This window comes from Pseudomonas sp. StFLB209, from assembly GCF_000829415.1.
GTDB lineage: Bacteria > Pseudomonadota > Gammaproteobacteria > Pseudomonadales > Pseudomonadaceae > Aquipseudomonas.
The window spans coordinates 3,297,646-3,318,202 of the sequence record NZ_AP014637.1 but is presented as its reverse complement, the minus strand read 5'-3'; the positions used below and the strand labels follow the sequence as shown (position 1 = coordinate 3,318,202).

The 20,557-nt window shown below is 60.8% G+C and carries 20 protein-coding genes and 1 pseudogene; 11 read left to right on the top strand and 10 right to left on the bottom strand.

What is annotated here, in order from left to right:
• Positions 1–181 precede the first annotated feature (181 nt).
• Entirely contained in the window at positions 182–1,705 is a 1,524-nt protein-coding gene (locus PSCI_RS14780) for a fumarate hydratase (RefSeq protein ID WP_045488160.1), read from the top strand.
• Positions 1,706–2,139: 434 nt separating this feature from the next.
• Here PSCI_RS14780 and PSCI_RS14775 read toward each other — a convergent pair whose 3' ends face one another.
• From PSCI_RS14775 to PSCI_RS14765, 4 genes are all read right to left on the bottom strand, one after another.
• Positions 2,140–3,297 carry a phospholipase D-like domain-containing protein gene (locus tag PSCI_RS14775; RefSeq protein ID WP_045488157.1) on the bottom strand — a complete coding sequence of 386 codons (1,158 nt, stop codon included), beginning with the start codon at positions 3,295–3,297 and terminating at the stop codon, positions 2,140–2,142.
• A gap of 2 nt (positions 3,298–3,299) precedes the next feature.
• Positions 3,300–3,443 (bottom strand): hypothetical protein, encoded by a 144-nt coding sequence (locus tag PSCI_RS29435; protein ID WP_158497587.1) that lies wholly within the window; start codon positions 3,441–3,443, stop codon positions 3,300–3,302.
• A gap of 94 nt (positions 3,444–3,537) precedes the next feature.
• Positions 3,538–3,864, bottom strand: coding sequence for a hypothetical protein (locus PSCI_RS14770; protein ID WP_045488155.1), 327 nt, complete (start codon positions 3,862–3,864; stop codon positions 3,538–3,540).
• On the bottom strand, positions 3,861–4,967 hold the full coding sequence (locus PSCI_RS14765) for a serine hydrolase domain-containing protein (RefSeq protein ID WP_045488152.1): 1,107 nt from the start codon (positions 4,965–4,967) through the stop codon (positions 3,861–3,863). The genes PSCI_RS14770 and PSCI_RS14765 overlap by 4 nt, the downstream gene beginning before the upstream one ends.
• A gap of 207 nt (positions 4,968–5,174) precedes the next feature.
• Here PSCI_RS14765 and olsB point away from each other — a divergent pair, with 207 nt between their 5' ends.
• Both olsB and PSCI_RS14755 read left to right on the top strand, forming a co-directional pair.
• On the top strand, positions 5,175–5,930 hold the full coding sequence (gene olsB / locus PSCI_RS14760; RefSeq protein ID WP_045488149.1) for an L-ornithine N(alpha)-acyltransferase: 756 nt from the start codon (positions 5,175–5,177) through the stop codon (positions 5,928–5,930).
• On the top strand, positions 5,930–6,721 hold the full coding sequence (locus PSCI_RS14755) for a lysophospholipid acyltransferase family protein (protein WP_045488146.1): 792 nt from the start codon (positions 5,930–5,932) through the stop codon (positions 6,719–6,721). The genes olsB and PSCI_RS14755 overlap by 1 nt, the downstream gene beginning before the upstream one ends.
• Here the strand turns inward: PSCI_RS14755 and PSCI_RS14750 are convergent.
• Positions 6,652–7,278 (bottom strand): acyl carrier protein phosphodiesterase, encoded by a 627-nt coding sequence (locus PSCI_RS14750; RefSeq protein WP_045488143.1) that lies wholly within the window; start codon positions 7,276–7,278, stop codon positions 6,652–6,654. The two genes, PSCI_RS14755 and PSCI_RS14750, sit on opposite strands and share 70 nt — an antisense overlap.
• A gap of 163 nt (positions 7,279–7,441) precedes the next feature.
• Between PSCI_RS14750 and PSCI_RS14745 the strand changes: the two genes are divergently transcribed.
• On the top strand, positions 7,442–7,756 hold the full coding sequence (locus PSCI_RS14745; protein WP_045494352.1) for an ArsR/SmtB family transcription factor: 315 nt from the start codon (positions 7,442–7,444) through the stop codon (positions 7,754–7,756).
• Positions 7,757–7,805: 49 nt separating this feature from the next.
• On the top strand, positions 7,806–8,855 hold the full coding sequence (locus tag PSCI_RS14740; protein WP_045488140.1) for an alkene reductase: 1,050 nt from the start codon (positions 7,806–7,808) through the stop codon (positions 8,853–8,855).
• On the opposite strand, the gene PSCI_RS14735 is transcribed toward PSCI_RS14740, so the two are convergent.
• Together PSCI_RS14735 and PSCI_RS14730 are read right to left on the bottom strand one after the other, a co-directional pair.
• Entirely contained in the window at positions 8,856–9,386 is a 531-nt protein-coding gene (locus tag PSCI_RS14735; protein ID WP_144403251.1) for a hypothetical protein, read from the bottom strand.
• Between the two features lie 243 nt (positions 9,387–9,629).
• Positions 9,630–10,700, bottom strand: coding sequence for an RNA-guided endonuclease InsQ/TnpB family protein (locus PSCI_RS14730; RefSeq protein WP_084709970.1), 1,071 nt, complete (start codon positions 10,698–10,700; stop codon positions 9,630–9,632).
• Positions 10,701–10,734: 34 nt separating this feature from the next.
• On the opposite strand from PSCI_RS14730, the pseudogene PSCI_RS29095 reads away from it, so the two are divergent.
• Positions 10,735–10,925: pseudogene (locus PSCI_RS29095) on the top strand (transposase); the annotation flags it as partial.
• Positions 10,926–11,104: 179 nt separating this feature from the next.
• On the opposite strand, the gene PSCI_RS14725 reads toward PSCI_RS29095, so the two are convergent.
• From PSCI_RS14725 to PSCI_RS14715, 3 genes are all read right to left on the bottom strand, one after another.
• Positions 11,105–11,968 (bottom strand): hypothetical protein, encoded by an 864-nt coding sequence (locus PSCI_RS14725; protein ID WP_045488138.1) that lies wholly within the window; start codon positions 11,966–11,968, stop codon positions 11,105–11,107.
• Between the two features lie 60 nt (positions 11,969–12,028).
• On the bottom strand, positions 12,029–13,030 hold the full coding sequence (locus PSCI_RS14720; RefSeq protein ID WP_045488136.1) for an NAD-dependent epimerase/dehydratase family protein: 1,002 nt from the start codon (positions 13,028–13,030) through the stop codon (positions 12,029–12,031).
• Positions 13,031–13,100: 70 nt separating this feature from the next.
• The gene (locus tag PSCI_RS14715; protein WP_231906426.1) at positions 13,101–13,991 is read right to left on the bottom strand and encodes a LysR family transcriptional regulator ArgP; all 891 of its coding nucleotides are present in this window, start codon (positions 13,989–13,991) and stop codon (positions 13,101–13,103) included.
• Between the two features lie 93 nt (positions 13,992–14,084).
• Here PSCI_RS14715 and PSCI_RS14710 point away from each other — a divergent pair, with 93 nt between their 5' ends.
• The 5 genes from PSCI_RS14710 to PSCI_RS14690 all read left to right on the top strand — a co-directional run bounded on the left by PSCI_RS14710 (position 14,085) and on the right by PSCI_RS14690 (position 20,554).
• On the top strand, positions 14,085–14,687 hold the full coding sequence (locus PSCI_RS14710) for a LysE/ArgO family amino acid transporter (protein WP_045494343.1): 603 nt from the start codon (positions 14,085–14,087) through the stop codon (positions 14,685–14,687).
• Positions 14,688–14,884: 197 nt separating this feature from the next.
• Positions 14,885–15,466 (top strand): superoxide dismutase, encoded by a 582-nt coding sequence (locus tag PSCI_RS14705; protein ID WP_045488132.1) that lies wholly within the window; start codon positions 14,885–14,887, stop codon positions 15,464–15,466.
• A gap of 406 nt (positions 15,467–15,872) precedes the next feature.
• On the top strand, positions 15,873–17,924 hold the full coding sequence (locus PSCI_RS14700) for a putative bifunctional diguanylate cyclase/phosphodiesterase (RefSeq protein WP_045488129.1): 2,052 nt from the start codon (positions 15,873–15,875) through the stop codon (positions 17,922–17,924).
• 188 nt (positions 17,925–18,112) lie between these two features.
• Positions 18,113–19,474 (top strand): imelysin family protein, encoded by a 1,362-nt coding sequence (locus tag PSCI_RS14695; protein ID WP_045488127.1) that lies wholly within the window; start codon positions 18,113–18,115, stop codon positions 19,472–19,474.
• 198 nt (positions 19,475–19,672) lie between these two features.
• Positions 19,673–20,554: a DUF4123 domain-containing protein gene (locus tag PSCI_RS14690; RefSeq protein WP_045488124.1), complete on the top strand. Its 882-nt coding sequence runs from the start codon at positions 19,673–19,675 to the stop codon at positions 20,552–20,554.
• The last annotated feature ends 3 nt before the right edge of the window (positions 20,555–20,557 follow it).

The window sequence follows — 20,557 nt, the reverse complement described above, 5'->3', positions numbered from 1 at the left end:
TGACACCACCGGTAAAAATATCGGCGATTGTACAGGTTGGCTGGCCGGGCGGGTTATACTGCCGCGCCTTTTGCGCCCGCTACGACGTGAGACCGAACGCGCTGGACCGGCCCTAACCTGCCGCCAGAGCCACGCCGATTAGCGTAATCAATGTTCCCGACCCTGAAGAGGAGCGCGCTGCATGACCGTGATCAAGCAAGACGACCTGATACAGAGCGTTGCCGACGCCCTGCAGTTCATTTCCTACTACCATCCCGTGGACTTCATCCAGGCGATGCATGAAGCCTATCTGCGTGAAGAGTCTCCGGCAGCGCGCGACTCCATTGCCCAGATCCTGATCAACTCGCGCATGTGCGCCACCGGCCACCGGCCGATCTGCCAGGACACCGGTATCGTGACCGTGTTTGTGCGCGTGGGCATGGACGTGCGCTGGGATGGCGCGACGCTGAGCGTCGACGACATGATCAACGAAGGCGTACGCCGCGCCTACAACCTGCCGGAAAACGTCCTGCGCGCCTCGATCCTGGCCGACCCGGCCGGTAGCCGCAAAAATACCAAGGACAACACTCCGGCGGTCATTCATTACTCCATCGTGCCGGGTAATACCGTCGAGGTGGACGTTGCAGCCAAAGGCGGCGGCTCGGAAAACAAGTCGAAGATGGCCATGCTCAACCCATCCGACTCGATCGTTGACTGGGTCCTGAAAACCGTACCCACCATGGGTGCTGGCTGGTGCCCACCGGGCATGCTGGGTATCGGCATCGGCGGCACCGCAGAGAAAGCGGCAGTGATGGCCAAGGAAGTGTTGATGGAATCCATCGACATCCACGAGCTCAAGGCCCGCGGCCCGCAGAACCGCATCGAAGAGATCCGCCTGGAGCTGTTCGAGAAGGTCAACCAGTTGGGCATCGGTGCCCAGGGGCTGGGCGGCCTGACCACCGTGCTCGACGTCAAGATCATGGACTACCCGACCCACGCCGCTTCCCTGCCGGTGTGCATGATCCCCAACTGCGCCGCCACCCGTCACGCGCACTTCGTGCTCGACGGTTCCGGCCCGGCCGAACTGGAAGCCCCGTCGCTGGACGCCTACCCGGAAATCGTCTGGGAAGCCGGTCCGTCGGCCCGCCGCGTGAACCTCGACACACTGACCCCGGAAGAAGTACAGAGCTGGCAGCTAGGCGAAACCGTGCTGCTCAACGGCAAGATGCTCACCGGCCGCGATGCCGCGCACAAGCGCATGGTCGAGATGCTCAACAAGGGCGAAAGCCTGCCGGTGGACCTCAAGGGTCGCTTCATTTACTACGTCGGTCCGGTCGACCCGGTTCGTGAAGAAGTGGTAGGCCCGGCTGGCCCGACCACCGCAACGCGGATGGACAAATTCACCCGTCAGATCCTTGAGCAGACCGGCCTGCTGGGCATGATCGGCAAGTCCGAGCGCGGCCCTGCTGCCATCGACGCGATCAAGGATCACAAAGCGGTTTACCTGATGGCGGTCGGCGGCGCGGCTTACCTGGTGGCCCAGGCGATTCGCAAATCGAAAGTGGTTGCCTTCGCCGAGCTGGGCATGGAAGCGATCTACGAGTTCGAGGTCAAGGACATGCCGGTCACCGTTGCGGTGGACAGCAAGGGTGAGTCGGTGCACATCACCGGTCCCGCGATCTGGCAGAAAAAGATCAGCGACAGCCTGGCGGTAGAGGTGCAGTAAGCACTGCGTCAGAGTAGAGCCCGGCCAGAAATGGCCGGGCTTTTTTATGCCCGCCCGTCAGGGCCTGTCATTTCTGTCAGTAGACCTGCGCCGTGGCAGCTCGCACACTGGCGCCGCAGTGCTGGAAAAGTGTCAGGGATGACAAGCCCTTCTCCCTTCTGGTCAGGTCCGTCAGGTTATCGGGCGTGGCCGAGCAACAGGATGGTGCTGGCAACACTGGTGGTGTTGCTGCCAAAAGCGATCAGCTAGACCACTCGGGACAATGCGCATGGTCAGGCGTGTCTTGATCGGTGAACTGGTGGCCATCGGCAATGCCGAGAGGGAGAAGGCTCAATTGATTGACCTGCCAGCGGCAATGCTGTGCAGGAGTGATCCTGCGCCACCTCTAAAAACGTGGGCGATGGCAACGGCATAACTCATCAGGCAACTTCGGTTCAACCACGTCTGTCCAGCAAATTGACCACCAGCCGGTCCAGCCAGCCCCAGACCCGCTGTTTGACTCGCCGCCACAATGGCCGGGATTTCCAGTCAGCCAGGGTGACCTGTGTGCTGTTGGCAAAGTCGGCGCTGAAGCTGGCACTGACTTGTGCGGTGAGGACCGGGTCGATGGCTTCGACGTTGGCTTCCAGGTTGAAGCGCAGGTTCCAGTGGTCGAAGTTGCACGAGCCAATGCTGGTCCAGTCGTCGATCAACACCATTTTCAGGTGCAGGAAGCACGGCTGGTACTCGAAGATTTTCACCCCGGCGCGCAGCAGTCTTGGGTAGTAACGATGACCTGCGTAGCGTACCGAAGGATGATCAGTGCGCGGCCCGGTCAGCAGCAGGCGCACATCCACGCCACGCAGCGCCGCCTTGCGCAAGGCCCGGCGCACACGCCAGGTCGGTAGAAAATACGGCGTCGCCAGCCAGATACGGCGCTGGCCGCTGTGCAGGGCGCGGACCAGTGACTGAACAATGTCACGGTGCTGGCGGGCATCGGCATAGGCCACCCGCCCCAAGCCCTGCCCGGATGTCGGGACTCTGGGTAAATGGGTGAGGCCGAAATTCTGCTCGGGTCGCCAGGCGGTGCGCCGTTCGTTGACGTGAAACTGCCGGTCGAACAACGCCTGCCAGTCGATCACCAGCGGCCCCTGAACCTGCACCATCACCTCATGCCACTGGCTGACCGGTTTGTGCGGCTCCCAGAACTCATCAGTGACCCCGGTACCACCGACTACCGCCAAGCGCTTGTCGACCAACAGCAATTTGCGGTGATCACGGTAGAAGTTACGCAAACCACGCTGCCAGCGTATCGGGTTGTAGAAGCGCAGGATAACCCCGGCACTCTCCAGACGCTGGCGCAAGTCGTTACCAAACGCCTGGGCACCATAGCCATCGAACAGACAACGAACGATAACCCCACGCTGCGCGGCAGCCGTCAGCGCCTGCACCACGGTTTCGGCACACGCGCCCGCCTCGACCAGATACAACTCCAGATCGACCTGCTGCACAGCGCTGTCGATGGCGGCCAGCATGCGTGGGAAAAATACCGGACCGTCGATCAGCAGTTCGAACTGATTGTCCTTGCGCCACGGAAAAATCGCACCGCCCATGCTCAGTGCGCCGCGAACATCAGCATGGCGCCCACCGGCATCGTGAAACGCGGCGCATCGAGGCCTGCGGTAAATGGCAACCGTAAGGATTCATTGTCTGGATACCCGTTGGCCTGGGCGGGCAAAAGACAAAGGCGTTCGAGCATGCAGACTCCGCAAAGAAAGGCAGTGACAGCCACATTGAGGTGGCTTGTCTGTGCCTGTCAGACCACAGGCAAACCGCCCGGTTCGCTACCAGAACTACAGCAGACGACAGCCCTGTCGCTGCCCCAGCCACATGGCCCGACTGCTACGCCCCAGGCCACTGGCGGTCACGGTACGGGTTGCCTGATCTTCCTGCAAGGTGGCGGGCAGGTACTGTTTCACATAGCTGCGACAGTATTGGGCAGGGTTGCCCGTGACATAGCGGCACGAACAGTACTCCTTGGCAGTGTAGGCACTGATGATGTCGGGAAACACCTGTAGCGCGACCCGATGCTGCCATGCCCAGACCGCCAGCACGATCAGCACCGGCAGCACCATGCTCAATAACGGATGGCGGCGGATCAGGTTTTTCTGACGGCTCATGGGCGGGCCTGCGGGCCAAACGCGGCCAGTACATGGTTCAAGAGTTCAGCGTGCTGATAGCTGCCGTCCCGGTCGTCGCCATAACGCACCACTACCAGCCCGGCACTGGGGATCACATACAAGGCCTGCCCCCAATGCCCCAGCGCGGCAAAGGTATCAGCCGGTGCCTGTGGCCACGGCCCGGCAGCACCGGACGCGGTGCGGTTGAGCCACCAATGCCCGCCAATGACTTCGCTGCCCGCCTCGGCGTTATGACCGGCGAAGGGCGCCAGGACAAAATCGACCCAGGCCTGAGGCACCAACTGTCGCTGCTGCCAGCGCCCGGACCGCTGCATCAGCAAGCCGATCCGGGCCAGGTCGCGGGCGGTCATGTACAGGTAGGACGAACCGACAAAGGTGCCGCTGGCATCGCGCTCCCACACCGCACTGCTAATGCCCAGCGGCTCGAACAGCGCCGTCCACGGGTAGTCGGGGTAAGCCTGCTCGCCGACCATGCCCTTCAATGCTGCCGCCAGCACATTGCTGTCACCACTGGAGTAGCGCCATGCAGTACCTGGCGCCCAGGCCTTGGCATGGCTGGCGGTAAAACCGGCCATGTCTTGCCGGCCACGGGTGTAGAGCATCGCCACCACCGAAGAGTTGAGCGGCGCGTACTCGTAGTCTTCCTGCCAGTCGAGTCCCGATGACCAATGCAGCAGGTCGGCCAGGGTGACATCCGGGTGCGCCTTGAACGGCGGATAAAATCTTGCGACAGGGTCCTGCAAGCGCAACCGGCCTTCACCGAATGCCACGCCCAGCAAGGTGGCCAGCACGCTCTTGCTCACCGACCAGGTCAGGTGTGGTGTGTTCACGCCGGTCACCCCGGCATAACGTTCGTAGACGATCTGCCCGTCACGGATGACCAGCAAGGCATCGCTGCGCACGCCTTTGCGCTCAACCTCGTCACGTGCAGGGAACGCGTAGCTTTCAAGCCCCCCAAGGGCCGGCGTTGCCACCACAGGCGCGCGGCTCCACTGCGCATCTGGCCACTGCTCGGCATGGCTGAAGGCGCAGGCGACATTCAAGACAAGAAGCAGGCCGAGCCTGACCAGGCGAGCTGCCATGAGGGAATGTTCCACTGGAGGTTTGCGCGACGTTAGCAACTTTTGATGACAAAACCGATTCGTCAAGACAAGGAAATGCGCCGTAACACAAGCATCACCAAATCTTCACGGGCATGACACGGCACCTCCCTAGCCTGCAAGTACAGCAATGCGCTTGGACAAATCAGTCGACCGGCCCCTTGCATGGCTGGCTCCCGGAGAGTTCGCATGACCCAGATTGCCCGCATCCGTGACAACAGTTCCGAACGTCGTCTGCAGGCCGAACGCCTGGCCGGGCCACGCGCCCTGCTCGAAGCCCAGGCACTGCGCTTCAGCGTATTCAGCGAAGAGTTCAACGCCCGGCTCAAAGGCGCTGAACAGGGCCTGGACGTCGATGACTATGATGTCCACTGCATGCACATCGGCGTACGCGACTTGAACACCGGGCGCCTGGTGGCCACCACCCGCCTGCTGGATCACAAAGCCGCCAGCACGCTGGGACGCTTCTACAGCGAAGAAGAATTCAGCCTGCATGGCCTGGCCCATCTGCAAGGCCCGATCCTGGAACTGGGGCGCACCTGTGTCGACCCGGCCTACCGCAACGGCGGCACTATTGCCGTGCTGTGGAGCGAACTGGCCGAAGTGCTCAACGAAGGCGGCTACAGCTACCTGATGGGGTGTGCCAGCATCCCGATGCAGGACGGCGGCGTACAGGCCCACGCGATCATGCAGCGGCTGCGCGAGCGCTACCTGTGCACCGAACACCTGCGCGCCGAACCCAAGACCCCGCTGCCGAGCATGGATGTACCTGGCAACGTGATCTGCGAAATGCCGCCCTTGCTCAAGGCCTATATGCGGCTGGGCGCGAAGATCTGCGGCGAGCCATGCTGGGATCAGGATTTCCAGGTGGCCGACGTGTTCATCCTGCTCAAGCGCGATGAGCTCTGCCCGCGCTACGCCCGCCATTTCAAGGCGGCCGTGTAATGAGCCGGCTGCGCAGCCTTGCGCGCGTGGCCCGTGTGTTGCTGGTGATCGGGGCCGGCCTGCTGCTGGCAACGCTGGTGGCGACACTCGAACGCCTCAGGCTCGGCGGCTCCATGCGTCTGCGGCAGAACTGCAGCCGCTGGTTCATGGCACGTCTGAGCAACGCCCTGCCGTTTCGCGTGACGGTACACGGTGAGTTGCCCCGCGAGCCGATGCTGTGGGTCTGCAATCACGTGTCATGGACCGATATTCCACTGCTGGGCCAACTGACCCCGCTGTCGTTTCTGTCCAAGGCCGAGGTACGCACCTGGCCCATCGCCGGCTGGCTGGCGCTCAAGGCCGGCACCCTGTTCATCCGCCGCGGCGCCGGTGACAGCCGCCTGGTGCAACGCCAGATGAGCGGCTTGCTGCAACAAGGCAGCCCGCTGATGATTTTCCCGGAGGGCACCACCACCGATGGCCGCGCCTTGCGCACCTTCCATGGTCGTTTGCTGGCCAGTGCCATAGAAGCTGAAGTGGCTCTGCAGCCGGTGGCCATTGAATACCGCCGCGATGGCCAACCCGATCCGATTGCGCCGTTTATCGGTGATGATGACCTGCTGTCACACATCCGCCGCCTGTTCGCCAACCCACAGAGCGACGTGCATATTCACCTGCTCAAGCCGATTGCCAGTAGCGGCCAGGAACGTGCCGCCCTGGCCTACCAGGCGCAACAGGCGGTTCAGCACGCGCTGTTCGGTACGACCAGCGAAGACGTCACCGTCGCCGCCTCGTCGGCCAAAGCGGCCTGAGCAAATGCCTGCAAGTATGGGTAGAAGGTCTTGAAGTCGGCGCTCAAGGGCCGGTACAAGCCAGGCAACTCACGCATGGCTTCGTAAAGGCCCGCAGGCCGCGACAGGCGCCGGGCGATGCCACTCAAGGCCGCCTCAACGACCTCATAATCGCGGTATGACCCCAACCAGTCCTGCGCCGCCATGCGCGGTGCCACCAACGCCAGCCGCTCTGGCAAGTCGGGCTCGGCAGCCAACAAACCATAGACCTTGCCGGTAAAGTCATCCAGCGACTCATCGGCATACTGAGCCCAATCGCGGGCCAGGCAATGGTCGAAGAACACATCCAGCGCGATCCCGGCATAGCGCCGATTGCCTTCAGTGAACCGGGCCAATGCTGCCTTGATCAAAGGGTGCTGGTCAGTAAAGACATCGATGCGTCGATGCAGGCGAATCGAAGCCTCCAGCTCCGGAGCAAAACGCCCGGCCAGGGTTCCTTTGACGAAATCACCGTACAGGCTGCCAAGCAGTTGCGCTGGACGCTGACCGCCAACATGAAGATGTGCGAGGTAGTTCATGGCTGCAAGCCTACGCCGGTTTAGCGCCAGGGTCACCTCTATATCGTCATAACCCGATATACCGATTTATGCCGTACTTAGTCACTCTGGATATTTGTACATCGCGATACAACGATATATGGTTCTCGCTACCGAGACGCACCGCAGCACTCTCAAAATGACCCTGAACATCGACCTCGACGAAATCATCAAAGCCCTGGCCCACCCGGTCCGCCGCGACATTCTCGTGTGGCTCAAGACCCCCGAGGCGTTTTTTCCGTCCCAGCAACATTGCCATGAGCATGGCGTATGCGCCGGGCAAATCGATCAGCGCACCGGGCTTTCGCAATCGACCGTGTCTGCGCACCTTGCCACCTTGCAACGCGCCGGCCTGATCATCAGCAAAAAGGCCGGCCAGTGGCATTTCTTCAAACGCAATGAAGACACCATCCAGGCGTTCATTGCCGCGTTGGTTCAAGAGCTCGACAACCCGTGCTGAACAGCGTGTTTTGAAAAACCAACAGATTAACCATTAGAGGGTTTCGTGCATGACTACACTCTTTGACCCGATCACCGTGGGCGAGCTGCAACTGCCCAACCGCATCATCATGGCCCCATTGACCCGTTGCCGCGCCGACGAAGGCCGGGTACCCAATGCAATGATGGCCGAGTATTACGTGCAGCGGGCCTCGGCGGGCCTGATCATCAGCGAAGCCACTTCCGTAACGCCGATGGGCGTGGGCTACCCTGACACCCCCGGCATCTGGTCCAGCGACCAGGTGCGCGGCTGGAGCAATATCACCAAAGCGGTGCACGGCGCCGGTGGCCGTATCGTGGTGCAGTTGTGGCATGTCGGGCGCATCTCGCACCCCTCTTATCTGAATGGTGAAGCCCCGGTGGCGCCCAGCGCGGTTCAGCCAGCCGGCCATGTGAGCCTGTTACGCCCGCAGGCAGACTACCCGACACCGCGCGCCCTGGAACTGGCCGAAATCGGCGACATCATCGACGCCTATCGCAGTGGTGCAGAGAACGCCAAGGCCGCAGGCTTTGACGGTGTCGAACTGCATGCCGCCAACGGTTACCTGATCGACCAGTTCCTGCAAACCAGCACCAACCTGCGCACTGATCGCTACGGCGGTTCGCTGGAAAATCGTGCACGCCTGCTGCTGGAAGTCACCGATGCGCTGATCGAAGTCTGGGGCGCAGGCCGGGTCGGTGTGCATCTGGCACCGCGTGCCGATGCTCACGACATGGGCGATGACAACCTGACCGAAACCTTCAGCTATGTGGCGAAAGAACTGGGCAAGCGCGGCATCGCCTTTATCTGCTCGCGCGAGCACGAAGCTGCCGACAGCCTGGGGCCGCGCCTGAAAAAGGATTTTGGCGGGGTGTACATCGCCAATGAGAAATTCACCAAAGCCAGCGCCACCGCCTGGCTCGAAAGCGGCAAGGCGGATGCCGTGGCCTTTGGTGTGCCGTTTATCGCCAACCCGGACCTGACCGAGCGGCTGGCGCAGGATGCCCCGCTAAACCAGGCCAACCCGCAAACGTTCTACGGTAAAGGGCCGGTTGGCTATATCGACTACCCGCGCCTTTGATCACACGACAGCCTCGAACAGGGCTGCCACCTGGGTAGGGTCGATCACCCCCAGCTCATTGCCCTCGGTATCGGTCACGGTGCCGTCCGGGTACAGCCAGCGCTCCTGGCCATTGGCATCCGGGTAAAAGATCGGCCCGTCCTGCTTGCGCCAGGAACCGTCCGGATTTTCGATATCACCATTGGGGTACTGCTTGATCCCGTCGGGGTGCAGGATGGTGCCGTCGGCATATTGCACCGCACCATTGGGGTGGGTGGCGGCCTGGGCCTGTTTGTCGATGACGACACCATCGGGTAACACCACGGTGTCGCGATCAGGAAAGACACTGCCAACCGGATACAACACACCGGCCACTGTCGCCAAATTGGCCAGGATACCAGTAACGTTCAGAACGTTTTCCAGCGGCGCCGGGCGGGCAGGCAATTCAGGCAGCGTCGAGGCATCGAGCCGGTTACGCGGCGTACCGCTGACCATGGGCAGCATGCCCGGTGTGGTGATCGAGCGGGGTGGTGCCTTGCGCGGTGCAGGCACCGGTGCGCTGTTTTGCGGTTTTGGCGGGATGACAAGGCGGGTACCGGCAGTGGCGGAACCTGGCGTCTGGCTCCCAGGACGCTGAGTGCCAGGGGTTGGCCTGCCCCCTGGCAGCGGCGGCCTGGGCAGCGCAGGTTTCGTAGAAACGGGCGGTTTGGGTTTGCCAGGAGGAACGCGCGGGGCGAGGCTTTTATTGAGGCTGCTGATTGCACTGGGTCCTTTCATCTTGACATCCTCCCCGCCCTAAAGAGCGGGGATTCCTACCGCTAGACGGCGATGCCCCGCCGCAAGAATGTTCCGGGCCGCGTTTACATCGCGGTCGTGGGCTGTACCGCAGCACACGCAAGTCCACTCTCTTATTCGCAAACCGGCTCTACCTTTCGGACTGCTGGTGGAAATGCTTCCACAGCACGAGCAGGTCTGGGTGGTATAGCGCTCGGCTACAACCTCAAAAACAACGCCTGCCCGTTGGCATTTCTGCTCCAGCATTGTCTTGAGTTGGCCCCATCCTGCATCAAGCGTGGATTTGGCCATTTGAGTCTTTACGAGTTTTGCGCTGGCTACATCGCCAACGAAAATGGCGGCGCAGCGCTCAACCAGGGCGGTTGAGAACTTGTGTTGCGCATCCTTGCGCCGGTTCCTGATCCTGGCATGGAGGGCGCGAACACGTGCCCTCTTGCCAGCACGCTGAGCGATGCCCAGCTTCTGCTCCAGGGTGCAATATTGGCGCCCTATCAGCACTTGGCCCTCAGACGTTGTCGCCGCCGCTTTAAGGCCCAGGTCGATGCCAACTGCGGCAATGCCGCTGCACGGCTTGCTCTCAACCTGCACGCAGATATTGAGATACCAGCGCCCCCTGGAATCTTCACTGAAACTTCCGGCCCGCAGGGCGTACTGGCTTAAACCGTAGCTGTCCCACAGGCCAAACCTGAACCCGGCGAACTGAATCTGACCGTTCTTGTATTGCAAGGCACGAGCCTTGAATGGAATCCAGCCCAGGCTGTATTTGGAGCTGCTCCTGCTGGACACCCGCCAATTGAGCCTGGAACGCTTGAACTGCTTACGGGCCTTGGCGTAGTCCTCGCAAACCTGCTGCACGGTTGGCGAGCCGATCTGCACGCCGTCGCATTTGCTTAATCCATTGGTCATCTTTTGCAGGTCAAAACCGGAGAGCCACTGGTGGCGTTCCCGGATGGCGCGATGACTCGTTTCATTGCAGTAGTTCCACACCAGATTGACCTCACGCGCCATCGCAAGCAGCGTTTTCGCGTGCTTGTCTTTGATTCGGAGCTTGAGGGTCTTGGTGTGGTTCATGGCATGAATTATGGTTTGGTCTTTCAAGCTATGGGTGGCGTTGTCGAATCGGGTGGCTTCACTCAGAGGGTATCATCCAGACTGCTGCGTAAGCAGTTGGGGGATTTCCACCCCTGGCTCAAGCGAAGGGGTGTCCTCTGGCCGCCATCCTGCTTCGCTTCTAGCTGCGGCAGTGCGCCGATTGAAATCCTGCGCCAATACATCGAACAACAGCAGACTCCCAACCAGGACGCCTGCGGCGTCCGCGCTCTCGACCTCGGGCTAAACCCCGAGGCTTCTCGCGCATATGGTGAAACTCCATCTGGTTGAGGATGGCCGCACGATAAAACACCCTGTCTGACACGGTGCGCTACATATGTAACGCACCGCCAACTACCGCAACCAGATCAACGCCTGCGGGCCCATCACTGCCCGGACCCGATGCGCTGCGACAGGTTCTGCAACTGGCTGGTCAAGGCATTGATGTTACGGGTGACCTGGGTGCGGAACGCATCGAACTCGGCGTTATTCGGACCATTGCCAGCGCTCGGCGCCGGACGGTTCTCCTGCTCGCTCTTGAGCACCAGCAGTTCCTGCTCCAGACGCTCGATGGCAGCCGTGGAACTGCCCTGCTTCTTCAACGCTGCAACGTCGGCAGCCAGCGCCTTGAGCTGGGTATCGAACTTACCCTGCTCGCCCTGCGCCGCCTTGAGCTGTTCAGGCAGGGCCGTTTTGAACGCGTTAAGTTCGGCCAGCAACGTCTTGAGCTGCTCCTGCAGCTGGCTCAGTTCGCTCTGCTGCTGGGTCGCCTGGCCACCTAGCTGCTCAAGGCGCTTGTCCAGGCTGCCCTGCTGGCCCTCGGTGCTTTCGCGCTGTTTTTCCTGGTCTTGCAGTTGCGCTTCCAGCAGGCCCAGACGCTGCTTGAGGACTTCGCCATCGCTGCTCAGCGCTTCGGTGGCCACTATCTTGCCGGAGATGTCCTGCAGGCGGCCTGCCGCGTCTTCGCTGATCCTGGCAAAGCTCTCCTGGGTTGCCACCAGTTGCTGCTCCATCAGCGAAATCTGCTGAAAGCTCCACCAACCCAGGCCACAAAAAGCAATTACCAGCGCGCCGATCAGCGCCCAAAGCGCACCGGTGCTGGCGGGCCTGACCTTGACCACTGGCGTGTCGCGGGAATACACCGTGGTGCGCTCACGGGCGCCTTTGGCCGTTACGAAGTCGTCATCGTCATCATCCCTGGCACTCAGGCTGGGGATGTCATCGATGTCGTCGTGTGGATCGTTACGCATACTCAATCCTTAAAGTGGTCCAGCCCGAGGCAGTATAAATGCCCGAATACGGCGCTACGGTTAATAGCCTTGATACAGATGCCCCGCCTTTGACCAGGCACAGAACTCATCGAGCGCCGACCACAAGCTGATCTGCGGGTCATAACCCAGATAATGCCGGGCACGGCTGATATCCAGGGTGAAATCCTTGCTCATCATCTGCACCCCCAGACGTGACATCGTGGGTTCCGGCTGGCCAGGCCAAAGCAGGCACACGGCCTCGTTGAGCATCGCCATGCTGCTGGCCAGTCCGACAGAGCGGTAGCGCCTGACCTGCGGTAACTGCATCTGGCGCATGACGTAGTTGATCGCATCCCAGAGCGGCACCGGCTGACCGTTGCTGATGTTGTAGACCTGCCCCAGGGCCGCATTGCCGACTTCAAGGCAACGCAGCAATGCCTGGTTGAGGTTGCCGATGCTGGTGAAATCCGCCACGTTCAAACCGTTACCGACGATCGCCAGGCGGTTCTTGGCCTGCATTTTTATCAGTCGCGCAAAGATACTGTGATCGCCAGCGCCCGTCACCAGCCGGGGACGCAGGGCGATGGTCTGCAAACCAAACTCTTGGGCGCCGAAGACCTTTTGCTCCGCCAGGTACTTGGTGGCGGCATAGGCATTGGCAAACCGCCGCGGCACCTGATCTTCCTTGAGACCGCGGTGCGAGCGGCCATCAAAACAGATCGACGGCGAAGACAGATGGACCAGCCGCCGGACTTTTTCTTTCAGGCAGGCTTCGACCACATTTTCGGTCAATTGCACGTTGGCCTGCATGAACGCCTGGCGCCGCCCCCAGAAGCCCACCGCACCGGCGCAATGCACAACGCTATCGACCTCCTTGCACAGCGCCCTGACCCGCTCGGCATCAGCCAGATCAGCGGGCATGAACTCGGCCCCCAGGCTGATCAGTTGCTCAACGGCCTCACTGCGCCTGGCAGTGACCCGTACGTCGAGCCCCTGCTCCAGAGCGAACCGCGCAAAGCGCCCGCCAATGAAGCCGCCCGCGCCGGTGACCAGAATCTTCATCTACCTATCCTTTCAACCCAAACCTGGAGAGAAACCTCAAACAAGGGTGCAGTGACGCTCTATAACGCCATCACGGCACCAGCCACTGACCAGACTGTCGGGCCAGATGCTCGGTAAGCCGGTTCAGAAACTGGCCGCCATTGCGCCAGTGATGCCAGTACAGCGGCACTTCGATACTGTGCCCGGGCAACAGATCCACCAGTTGTCCGCCGCGCAACTGTTCGACCACTTGCAGATCAGGCACCAGCCCCCACCCCAGTCCGGCCTCCAGCATACGCACGAAGCCTTCCGAGGACGGGCACAAATGATGCTCGAAACTGTCGTGCAGACCAAGTGAGGCCAGATAGCGATGCTGCAAGGTGTCGTCAGGGCCGAACACCAGCACCGGTGCCTGAATCAGCTTCGCCGCTTCGACGCCATCGGGAAAATGCCGGGCGATAAAGCGCGGGCTGGCCAACGCCAGGTAGCGCATCGCACCCAGCCGCAGGCTGCGGGCACCGGCCACCGGCCGCTCGCTGGCACACACACAGGCTGCCACTTCGCCGGCGCGCATGCGTTTGAGGCCCACCTCCTGATCCTCGACCACCAGGTCCAGCATCAACCGATGGGCAATACAGAACTCACCCACCGCCGCCGCCCACCAGGTGGCCAGGCTATCGGCATTGAGTGCGATACGCAGCCGCTCGGGCAGGCCGTCTTCATCCAGGCTGGGAACCTGGCCTTGCAGGTCGCGCTCCAGCAAGCGCACCTGCTGGACATGGTTGAGCAGGCGCCGGCCTATATCGGTTGGCCCCGGCGGCGTAGTGCGCACCAGCACCGGCTGACCGACCCGCGCCTCCAGCAGCTTGATGCGTTGTGAGACAGCTGACTGGGATAACCCCAACACCTGCGCTGCGCGCTCGAAACCGGCCTGTTCGACCACTGCTGCCAGCGCCGCGAGAAGTTTGTAATCGAACATCATTTTTCCTAATGAGTGATGACGATGATTGATTTTTCTTATACAGGCAATCTGCGCAGAATCGCCAGTCAAAACCCGGATCTGGACACTCTCATCATGTGGCAAAGCTATTTTAACGGCCTGCTGGTCGCCCTCGGCCTGATCATGGCGATCGGCACCCAGAATGCCTTTGTTCTGGCCCAGGGATTGCGCCGTGAGCACCATGTGCCGGTGGCATTGCTGTGCATCTTCTGCGATGCGGTGCTGGTCGCCGTCGGCGTGTTCGGTCTGGCCAGCGTACTGATGCAGAACCCCACCCTGCTGACCGTCGCCCGTTGGGGCGGGGTGTTGTTTCTCACCTGGTATGGTTTGCAAGCCTTGCGCCGCGCCTGCGCCCGACAGAGCCTGGCGCACGGTGCCGGTCAGGGGACGCGCTCGCGGCGGGCAGTGCTGCTCAGCGCGCTGGCCGTGACACTGCTTAACCCCCATGTGTATCTCGATACCGTACTGTTGATCGGCTCGCTAGGGGCCCAGCAGAGTGTGCCGGGGGCTTATGTTGCCGGCGCTGCCAGCGCATCGCTGATGTGGTTTTCCGCACTGGCGATCGGGGCTGCATGGCTGGCGCCCTGGCTGGCCCGCCCAACGACCTGGCGGCTGGTCGACCTGATGGTCGCGGTGATGATGTTCAGTGTCGCCATACAACTGATACGCAATGTTTGAATCGATTAAAGGGTGCGTTGGATACGGCAGCGGAACCTCTATTCCATACAGTTGTTACGTGGTTAAGCCGCAGGCCCGGTGCTATGATCCGGGACCTGCGCCGCATAAGAGTGGAAAACTCCCGGCGCAACGTTGTTGAACGGCCGCACCGTGAGCGGCCCAGCGATTGACGCACTCGACCTGAAAGGAGATAGACCATGGCTTTTGAATTGCCGCCGCTGCCGTATGCCAAAGACGCACTGCTGCCGCACATTTCCGCTGAAACCCTGGAAATTCACCACGACAAGCACCACAACACCTACGTCGTGAACCTGAACAACCTGGTCCCTGGTACCGAGTTCGAAGGCAAGACCCTGGAAGAAATCATCAAGACTTCTTCGGGCGGTATCTTCAACAACGCGGCCCAGGTCTGGAACCACACTTTCTACTGGGAATGCCTGTCGCCAAATGGCGGCGGCGAGCCTACCGGCGCACTGGCCGATGCCATCAACAGCTCGTTCGGCTCTTTCGAAAAATTCAAGGAAGAGTTCAGCAAGGTCACCATCGGCACCTTCGGTTCCGGCTGGGGCTGGCTGGTCAAGAAAGCCGACGGCAGCCTGGCGCTGGCCAGCACCATCGGTGCCGGCAACCCGCTGACCAACGGCGACACCCCGCTGCTGACCTGCGACGTCTGGGAACACGCTTACTACATTGACTACCGCAACCTGCGTCCAAAGTACGTTGAAGCGTTCTGGAACCTGGTCAACTGGGACTTCGTGGCTCAGCAGTACGCTGCCTGATTCCCCGCTCCCCCAACAAAAAACCCGGCGCGTCCGGGTTTTTTGTTGTCTGCATTTTGGCACCCTTTTTTGCGCCTTGGCGCACACCGGTGACCGCCGGACGCTCTGGCAGGCGGGTTATGAAAAAAACGGGAAAAAGATTGAGCAGCCCGTCACAGACTAGAATAGAGGCACACTTTTTAGCTCATCAGAAAGCGATAGCGTAGTAATGTCACTTTTTGTATTTTGCTGGTTCCCGCTCAAGTTCCATACCTGTGTGTCCGACACAGTGATATGCCCGACTCCCGCAAACCGGTCGGCATACGTCGCGAGTGGGCGAGCCTGATGAGTCGCTCCTTGAACCACAGGCAGTTCGAATGGTTATCGAAGAACGCTAGGTTCCCGAAACGGATTAAGGAATGACCACTTGAAGCTGGAACTCAAACACAGCCTGTCAGTGAAGCTCTTGCGCGTCGTACTGCTTTCAGCGCTGCTGGTAGGCGTTGTGTTGAGTTGCGCCCAGATTGTCTTCGATGCCTACAAGACGCGGCAGACGGTCGCCGCCGATGCCGAACGCATCCTTGATATGTTTCGCGACCCGTCGACCCAAGCGGTGTACAGCCTGGACCGGGAAATGGGCATGCAGGTCATTGAAGGTCTGTTTCAGGACGCTTCGGTGCGCCAGGCCTCAATCGGCCACCCCAACGAGACCTTGCTGGCCGAAAAGGAACGCCCCCTCAAAAGTTCGTCCAGCCGTTGGCTGACTGACCTGATTCTTGGCCAGGAACGCAGCTTCACCACCCAACTGACCGGCCGTGCACCGTACAGTGAATACTACGGCGACCTGCGCATCACCCTTGACACCGCCCACTATGGTGAAAGCTTCCTGACCAGCGCCTTGATCATCTTCCTCTCCGGGACGTTGCGCGCACTGGCCATGGGGTTGGTGCTGTATCTGGTCTATCACTGGATGCTCACCAAACCGCTATCGAAGATTATCGAGGCACTGACCGAGATCAACCCTGACCGGCCAAGCGAACATCAGCTTCCTCAATTAAAAGGCCACGAAAGAAACGAGCTGGGCCTGTGGATCAATACCGCCAACCAGTTGCTGGCCTCCATAGAGCGCAATACTCATCTGCGCCATGAGGCGGAAAACAGCCTGCAACGCATGGCCCAGTACGACTTTCTCACCGGGCTGCCCAACCGCCTGCAATTGCAGCAGCAACTGGATCAGATCCTGGACGCCGCCGGCCGCCAGCAGCACCGCGTGGCGGTGCTCTGTGTCGGCCTGGATGACTTCAAGGGTATCAACGAGCAATTCAGCTATCAGGCTGGCGACCAGTTACTGCTGGCCCTGGCTGATCGTCTGCGGACCCACAGCGGTCGGCTGGGGGCACTGGCCAGGCTGGGCGGCGACCAGTTCGCACTGGTCCAGGCGGATATTGAACAGCCCTATGAGGCCGCCGAGCTGGCCCAGAACATTCTCGATGGCCTGGAAGCTCCCTTTGCGCTGGAACAGCAGGAAATCCGCCTGCGCGCCACCATCGGCATCACCCTCTATCCAGAGGATGGCGACAGCACTGAAAAGCTGCTGCAAAAAGCCGAACAGACCATGACCCTCGCCAAGACCCGCTCGCGCAACCGCTATCAGTTCTATATCGCCAGTGTCGACAGCGAAATGCGCCGTCGCCGCGAACTGGAAAAAGACCTGCGCGAAGCCTTGCCGCGCAATCAGCTGTATCTGGTCTATCAGCCACAGGTCAGCTATCGCGATCATTCGATCATGGGCGTTGAAGCCCTGATCCGCTGGCAGCACCCGGAACACGGCATGGTCCCGCCTGATGTGTTCATTCCGCTGGCGGAACAGAACGGCACGATCATCGCCATCGGTGAATGGGTGCTCGACCAGGCCTGCCGTCAGTTGCGTGAATGGCACGATCAAGGCTTCTGCGAACTGCGCATGGCAGTCAATCTGTCGACCGTACAGTTGCACCACAGCGAGCTGCCGCGGGTGGTCAACAACCTGCTGCAAATCTACCGCCTGCCGCCACGCAGCCTGGAGCTGGAGGTCACCGAAACCGGCCTGATGGAAGACATCAACACTGCCGCACAACACCTGCTAAGCCTGCGCCGCTCCGGCGCCCTGATTGCCATCGACGATTTCGGCACCGGTTACTCATCACTGAGTTACCTCAAGAGCCTGCCGCTGGACAAGATCAAGATCGACAAGAGCTTCGTGCAAGACCTGATCGATGACGATGATGATGCGACCATCGTGCGCGCCATCATCCAGCTGGGCAAGAGCCTGGGCATGCAGGTCATCGCCGAGGGGGTGGAAACCGCCGAGCAGGAAGCTTACGTCATCTCCGAGGGTTGCCATGAAGGCCAGGGCTACTACTACAGCAAGCCGCTGCCGAGTCGTGAGTTGCTGGCTTATCTGAAGCAGGCCAGACGCAGCAGTGCGCCAGCGTTCTGAGTCCCGCTGATAGACACCTCTGGCACACTGTATCCCGCCATCCTGTAAACATTAGTTACATCCGTTTGCGACCAACACGAATGTTTACCGGCGTTATGCCTTTACACCGAATGCAAATCTTTCGCATCATGTCGCAGTTTTCAGGGCGCCCGGCGCCCTCCCCCCTTTCCCAGACGCAGGATTTCGTCATGATTCGTACGCCCCTGGCTTATGCCAGTCTGCTGGCCATCGCTATCTCTCTCGCCGGTTGCGGCGAAGGCAAGGACAAAGCAGCAGCGCCAGCCGCCAGCCCCGCTCCAGCCACTGCACCGGCCGCAGCGGCTCCTGCTGCCGCGCCGGCAGCCGCTTCTGCCTCGCAACTGGACGAAACCGCTGCCAAAGCCGTAGTCGCCAACTACGCCGGTATCGTTTATGCGGTGTTCAGCGACGCCGAAGCCGGTGCCAAGAAGCTGCAGACGGCCATCGACGAATTCCTCGCCACCCCGAACGACAAGACCCTCAAGGCCGCTCGCGATGCGTGGCTGGCTGCGCGGGTGCCTTACATGCAGAGCGAAGTGTTCCGCTTCGGCAACACCATCATTGATGACTGGGAGGGTCAGGTTAACGCCTGGCCGCTGGACGAAGGCCTGATCGACTACGTCGCCAAGGATTACCAGCACGCGCTGGGCAACCCGGGCGCCACCGCCAACATCATCGCCAATACCGAGATTCAGGTAGGCGAAGACAAGGTAGACGTCAAGGAAATCACTGCCGAGACGCTGGCCAGCCTCAATGAACTGGGCGGTTCGGAGGCCAACGTTGCCACCGGCTACCATGCCATCGAATTCCTTCTGTGGGGTCAGGATCTGCACGGTAACGGCCCTGGTGCCGGTGAGCGTCCGGCCACTGATTACCTCGAAGGCGCTGGCGCCACCGGCGGCCACAATGAGCGTCGCCGCGCCTACCTGAAGGCGGTGACCGAGCTGCTGGTAACCGACCTCGAAGAGATGGTCAACAACTGGAAGCCGGGCGCTGCTGACAACTACCGTGCAACCCTGGAAGGCGAGTCCGGCGAAAACGGTCTGCGCAAGATCCTGTTCGGCATGGGCAGCCTGTCGCTCGGCGAACTGGCCGGCGAGCGCATGAAAGTCGCGCTGGAAGCCAACTCCAGCGAAGACGAGCACGACTGCTTCAGCGACAACACCCACAACTCGCATTACTACAATGGTCTGGGTATCCGTAACGTCTACCTGGGCGAATACACCCGTACCGACGGCACCAAGATCAGCGGCCCGAGCCTGTCGTCGCTGGTCGCCAAGGCCGATGCAGCCACCGACACCACCCTGCGCGCCGACCTGGACAGCACCCAGGCCAAACTGCAGGTCCTGGTTGACCGCGCGAACAAGGGCGAGCATTTCGACCAGTTGATCGCTGCCGGCAACACCGAAGGCAACCAGGTGGTGCGTGACGCCATCGCAGCCTTGGTCAAACAGACCGGTGCCATCGAGCAAGCCGCTGGCAAGCTGGGCATCACCGACCTGAACCCGGATAACGCCGATCACGAATTCTGATCACGTTGCAAGGTGCGTCATCCAATGCCGGTCAGTTCGCTGACCGGCATTTTTGTTTGTGAACACGCTTACTGGCCGCGTCAGGCTGCGACCTTTCTGCAAATACTGTAGGGCTATTCCTAAAGCACCTACAGCCCATTGCCCGCCTGCGCATCCCTGACGACTATCGCGCTTCTCGCATTTTTTGAAGCCGCGCCCATGTCCGAACTCGAATCCGGCCCCGCCAATCTTCCCTGGTCAAGCTGTAACGCCTTTGTGCTGTTCAACGCAGTCAACGTCCCACAACTGGCCAAAACGCTTTACCAGTGTCGGGGCGATATTGATGCGCATCCGGTGTTTCTGATGACCCGCTTCAAGGACCTGGTAGACAAGTCCCCCTACCTGGCGGCGATTACAGACAGCCATGATCCGGTCTATCAGTTGTTTCTCGAACAGGCAGGCAAAGAGTGGGGCTTACTGCTGTTCAGCCAGGCAACGACAGACGCCCTGCTCCAGCATCTGCGCTGGCTGCTGTTTGTCGATGAGCCTGGACGTAAGCCGACCTATCTGAATATCTCTGACCCGCTCGTCGCCAACGCCCTGTTTGGCCTGTATCCCCGGCACACGGATAACCGCCTGTTCGGCCCAATCGACCAGTTGTACGCCGTCGACGTCATCGATCAGCGCTGGATACGCCACGTCCGTGAGGGCTGCGCGGCACCTGATCATAACGCTGCCTTGTACTGCCTCAACCCGGCCCAGACCCAGGCCTTGGGTGACGCCGACCTGCGCATCAAGGTCGTCGAACTGGAGCAGCACATGCACCGGTTCTTTCCCGACTATTTGCCCGACGCCAGCCTGGCGCACCGCTACCAGCACTTGTACAGGCTTGCCCGGCAAGCCTGCGAAATGGGCTTCAGCACCGAGATTGATCTGTTTCATTACGCCAACGTCAGCCAGTTTCTCGACCGCCAGCCACCCGAAGCTCATGCCGATATCCGCCAACTGGTGCTCAACGTGTCGTCATTGACTCACTCCCAACGTATTCAGCAGGCCAACGCCCTGGTGGTGGAACGAGCGCGTACTGGAGCCCTCTCATGAGTC

What these genes read in the sequence shown, in the direction of transcription:
- PSCI_RS14725 (WP_045488138.1), bottom strand. Translation starts at nt 11,968, where the DNA reads ATGCGTAACGATCCACACGACGACATCGATGACATCCCCAGCCTGAGT.
- PSCI_RS14755 (WP_045488146.1), top strand. Translation starts at nt 5,930, where the DNA reads ATGAGCCGGCTGCGCAGCCTTGCGCGCGTGGCCCGTGTGTTGCTGGTG.
- olsB (WP_045488149.1), top strand. Translation starts at nt 5,175, where the DNA reads ATGACCCAGATTGCCCGCATCCGTGACAACAGTTCCGAACGTCGTCTG.
- PSCI_RS14730 (WP_084709970.1), bottom strand. Translation starts at nt 10,700, where the DNA reads ATGAACCACACCAAGACCCTCAAGCTCCGAATCAAAGACAAGCACGCG.
- PSCI_RS14690 (WP_045488124.1), top strand. Translation starts at nt 19,673, where the DNA reads ATGTCCGAACTCGAATCCGGCCCCGCCAATCTTCCCTGGTCAAGCTGT.
- PSCI_RS14740 (WP_045488140.1), top strand. Translation starts at nt 7,806, where the DNA reads ATGACTACACTCTTTGACCCGATCACCGTGGGCGAGCTGCAACTGCCC.
- PSCI_RS29435 (WP_158497587.1), bottom strand. Translation starts at nt 3,443, where the DNA reads ATGCTCGAACGCCTTTGTCTTTTGCCCGCCCAGGCCAACGGGTATCCA.
- PSCI_RS14710 (WP_045494343.1), top strand. Translation starts at nt 14,085, where the DNA reads ATGTGGCAAAGCTATTTTAACGGCCTGCTGGTCGCCCTCGGCCTGATC.
- PSCI_RS14775 (WP_045488157.1), bottom strand. Translation starts at nt 3,297, where the DNA reads ATGGGCGGTGCGATTTTTCCGTGGCGCAAGGACAATCAGTTCGAACTG.
- PSCI_RS14715 (WP_231906426.1), bottom strand. Translation starts at nt 13,991, where the DNA reads ATGATGTTCGATTACAAACTTCTCGCGGCGCTGGCAGCAGTGGTCGAA.
- PSCI_RS14720 (WP_045488136.1), bottom strand. Translation starts at nt 13,030, where the DNA reads ATGAAGATTCTGGTCACCGGCGCGGGCGGCTTCATTGGCGGGCGCTTT.
- PSCI_RS14770 (WP_045488155.1), bottom strand. Translation starts at nt 3,864, where the DNA reads ATGAGCCGTCAGAAAAACCTGATCCGCCGCCATCCGTTATTGAGCATG.
- PSCI_RS14750 (WP_045488143.1), bottom strand. Translation starts at nt 7,278, where the DNA reads ATGAACTACCTCGCACATCTTCATGTTGGCGGTCAGCGTCCAGCGCAA.
- PSCI_RS14780 (WP_045488160.1), top strand. Translation starts at nt 182, where the DNA reads ATGACCGTGATCAAGCAAGACGACCTGATACAGAGCGTTGCCGACGCC.
- PSCI_RS14765 (WP_045488152.1), bottom strand. Translation starts at nt 4,967, where the DNA reads ATGGCAGCTCGCCTGGTCAGGCTCGGCCTGCTTCTTGTCTTGAATGTC.
- PSCI_RS14705 (WP_045488132.1), top strand. Translation starts at nt 14,885, where the DNA reads ATGGCTTTTGAATTGCCGCCGCTGCCGTATGCCAAAGACGCACTGCTG.
- PSCI_RS14695 (WP_045488127.1), top strand. Translation starts at nt 18,113, where the DNA reads ATGATTCGTACGCCCCTGGCTTATGCCAGTCTGCTGGCCATCGCTATC.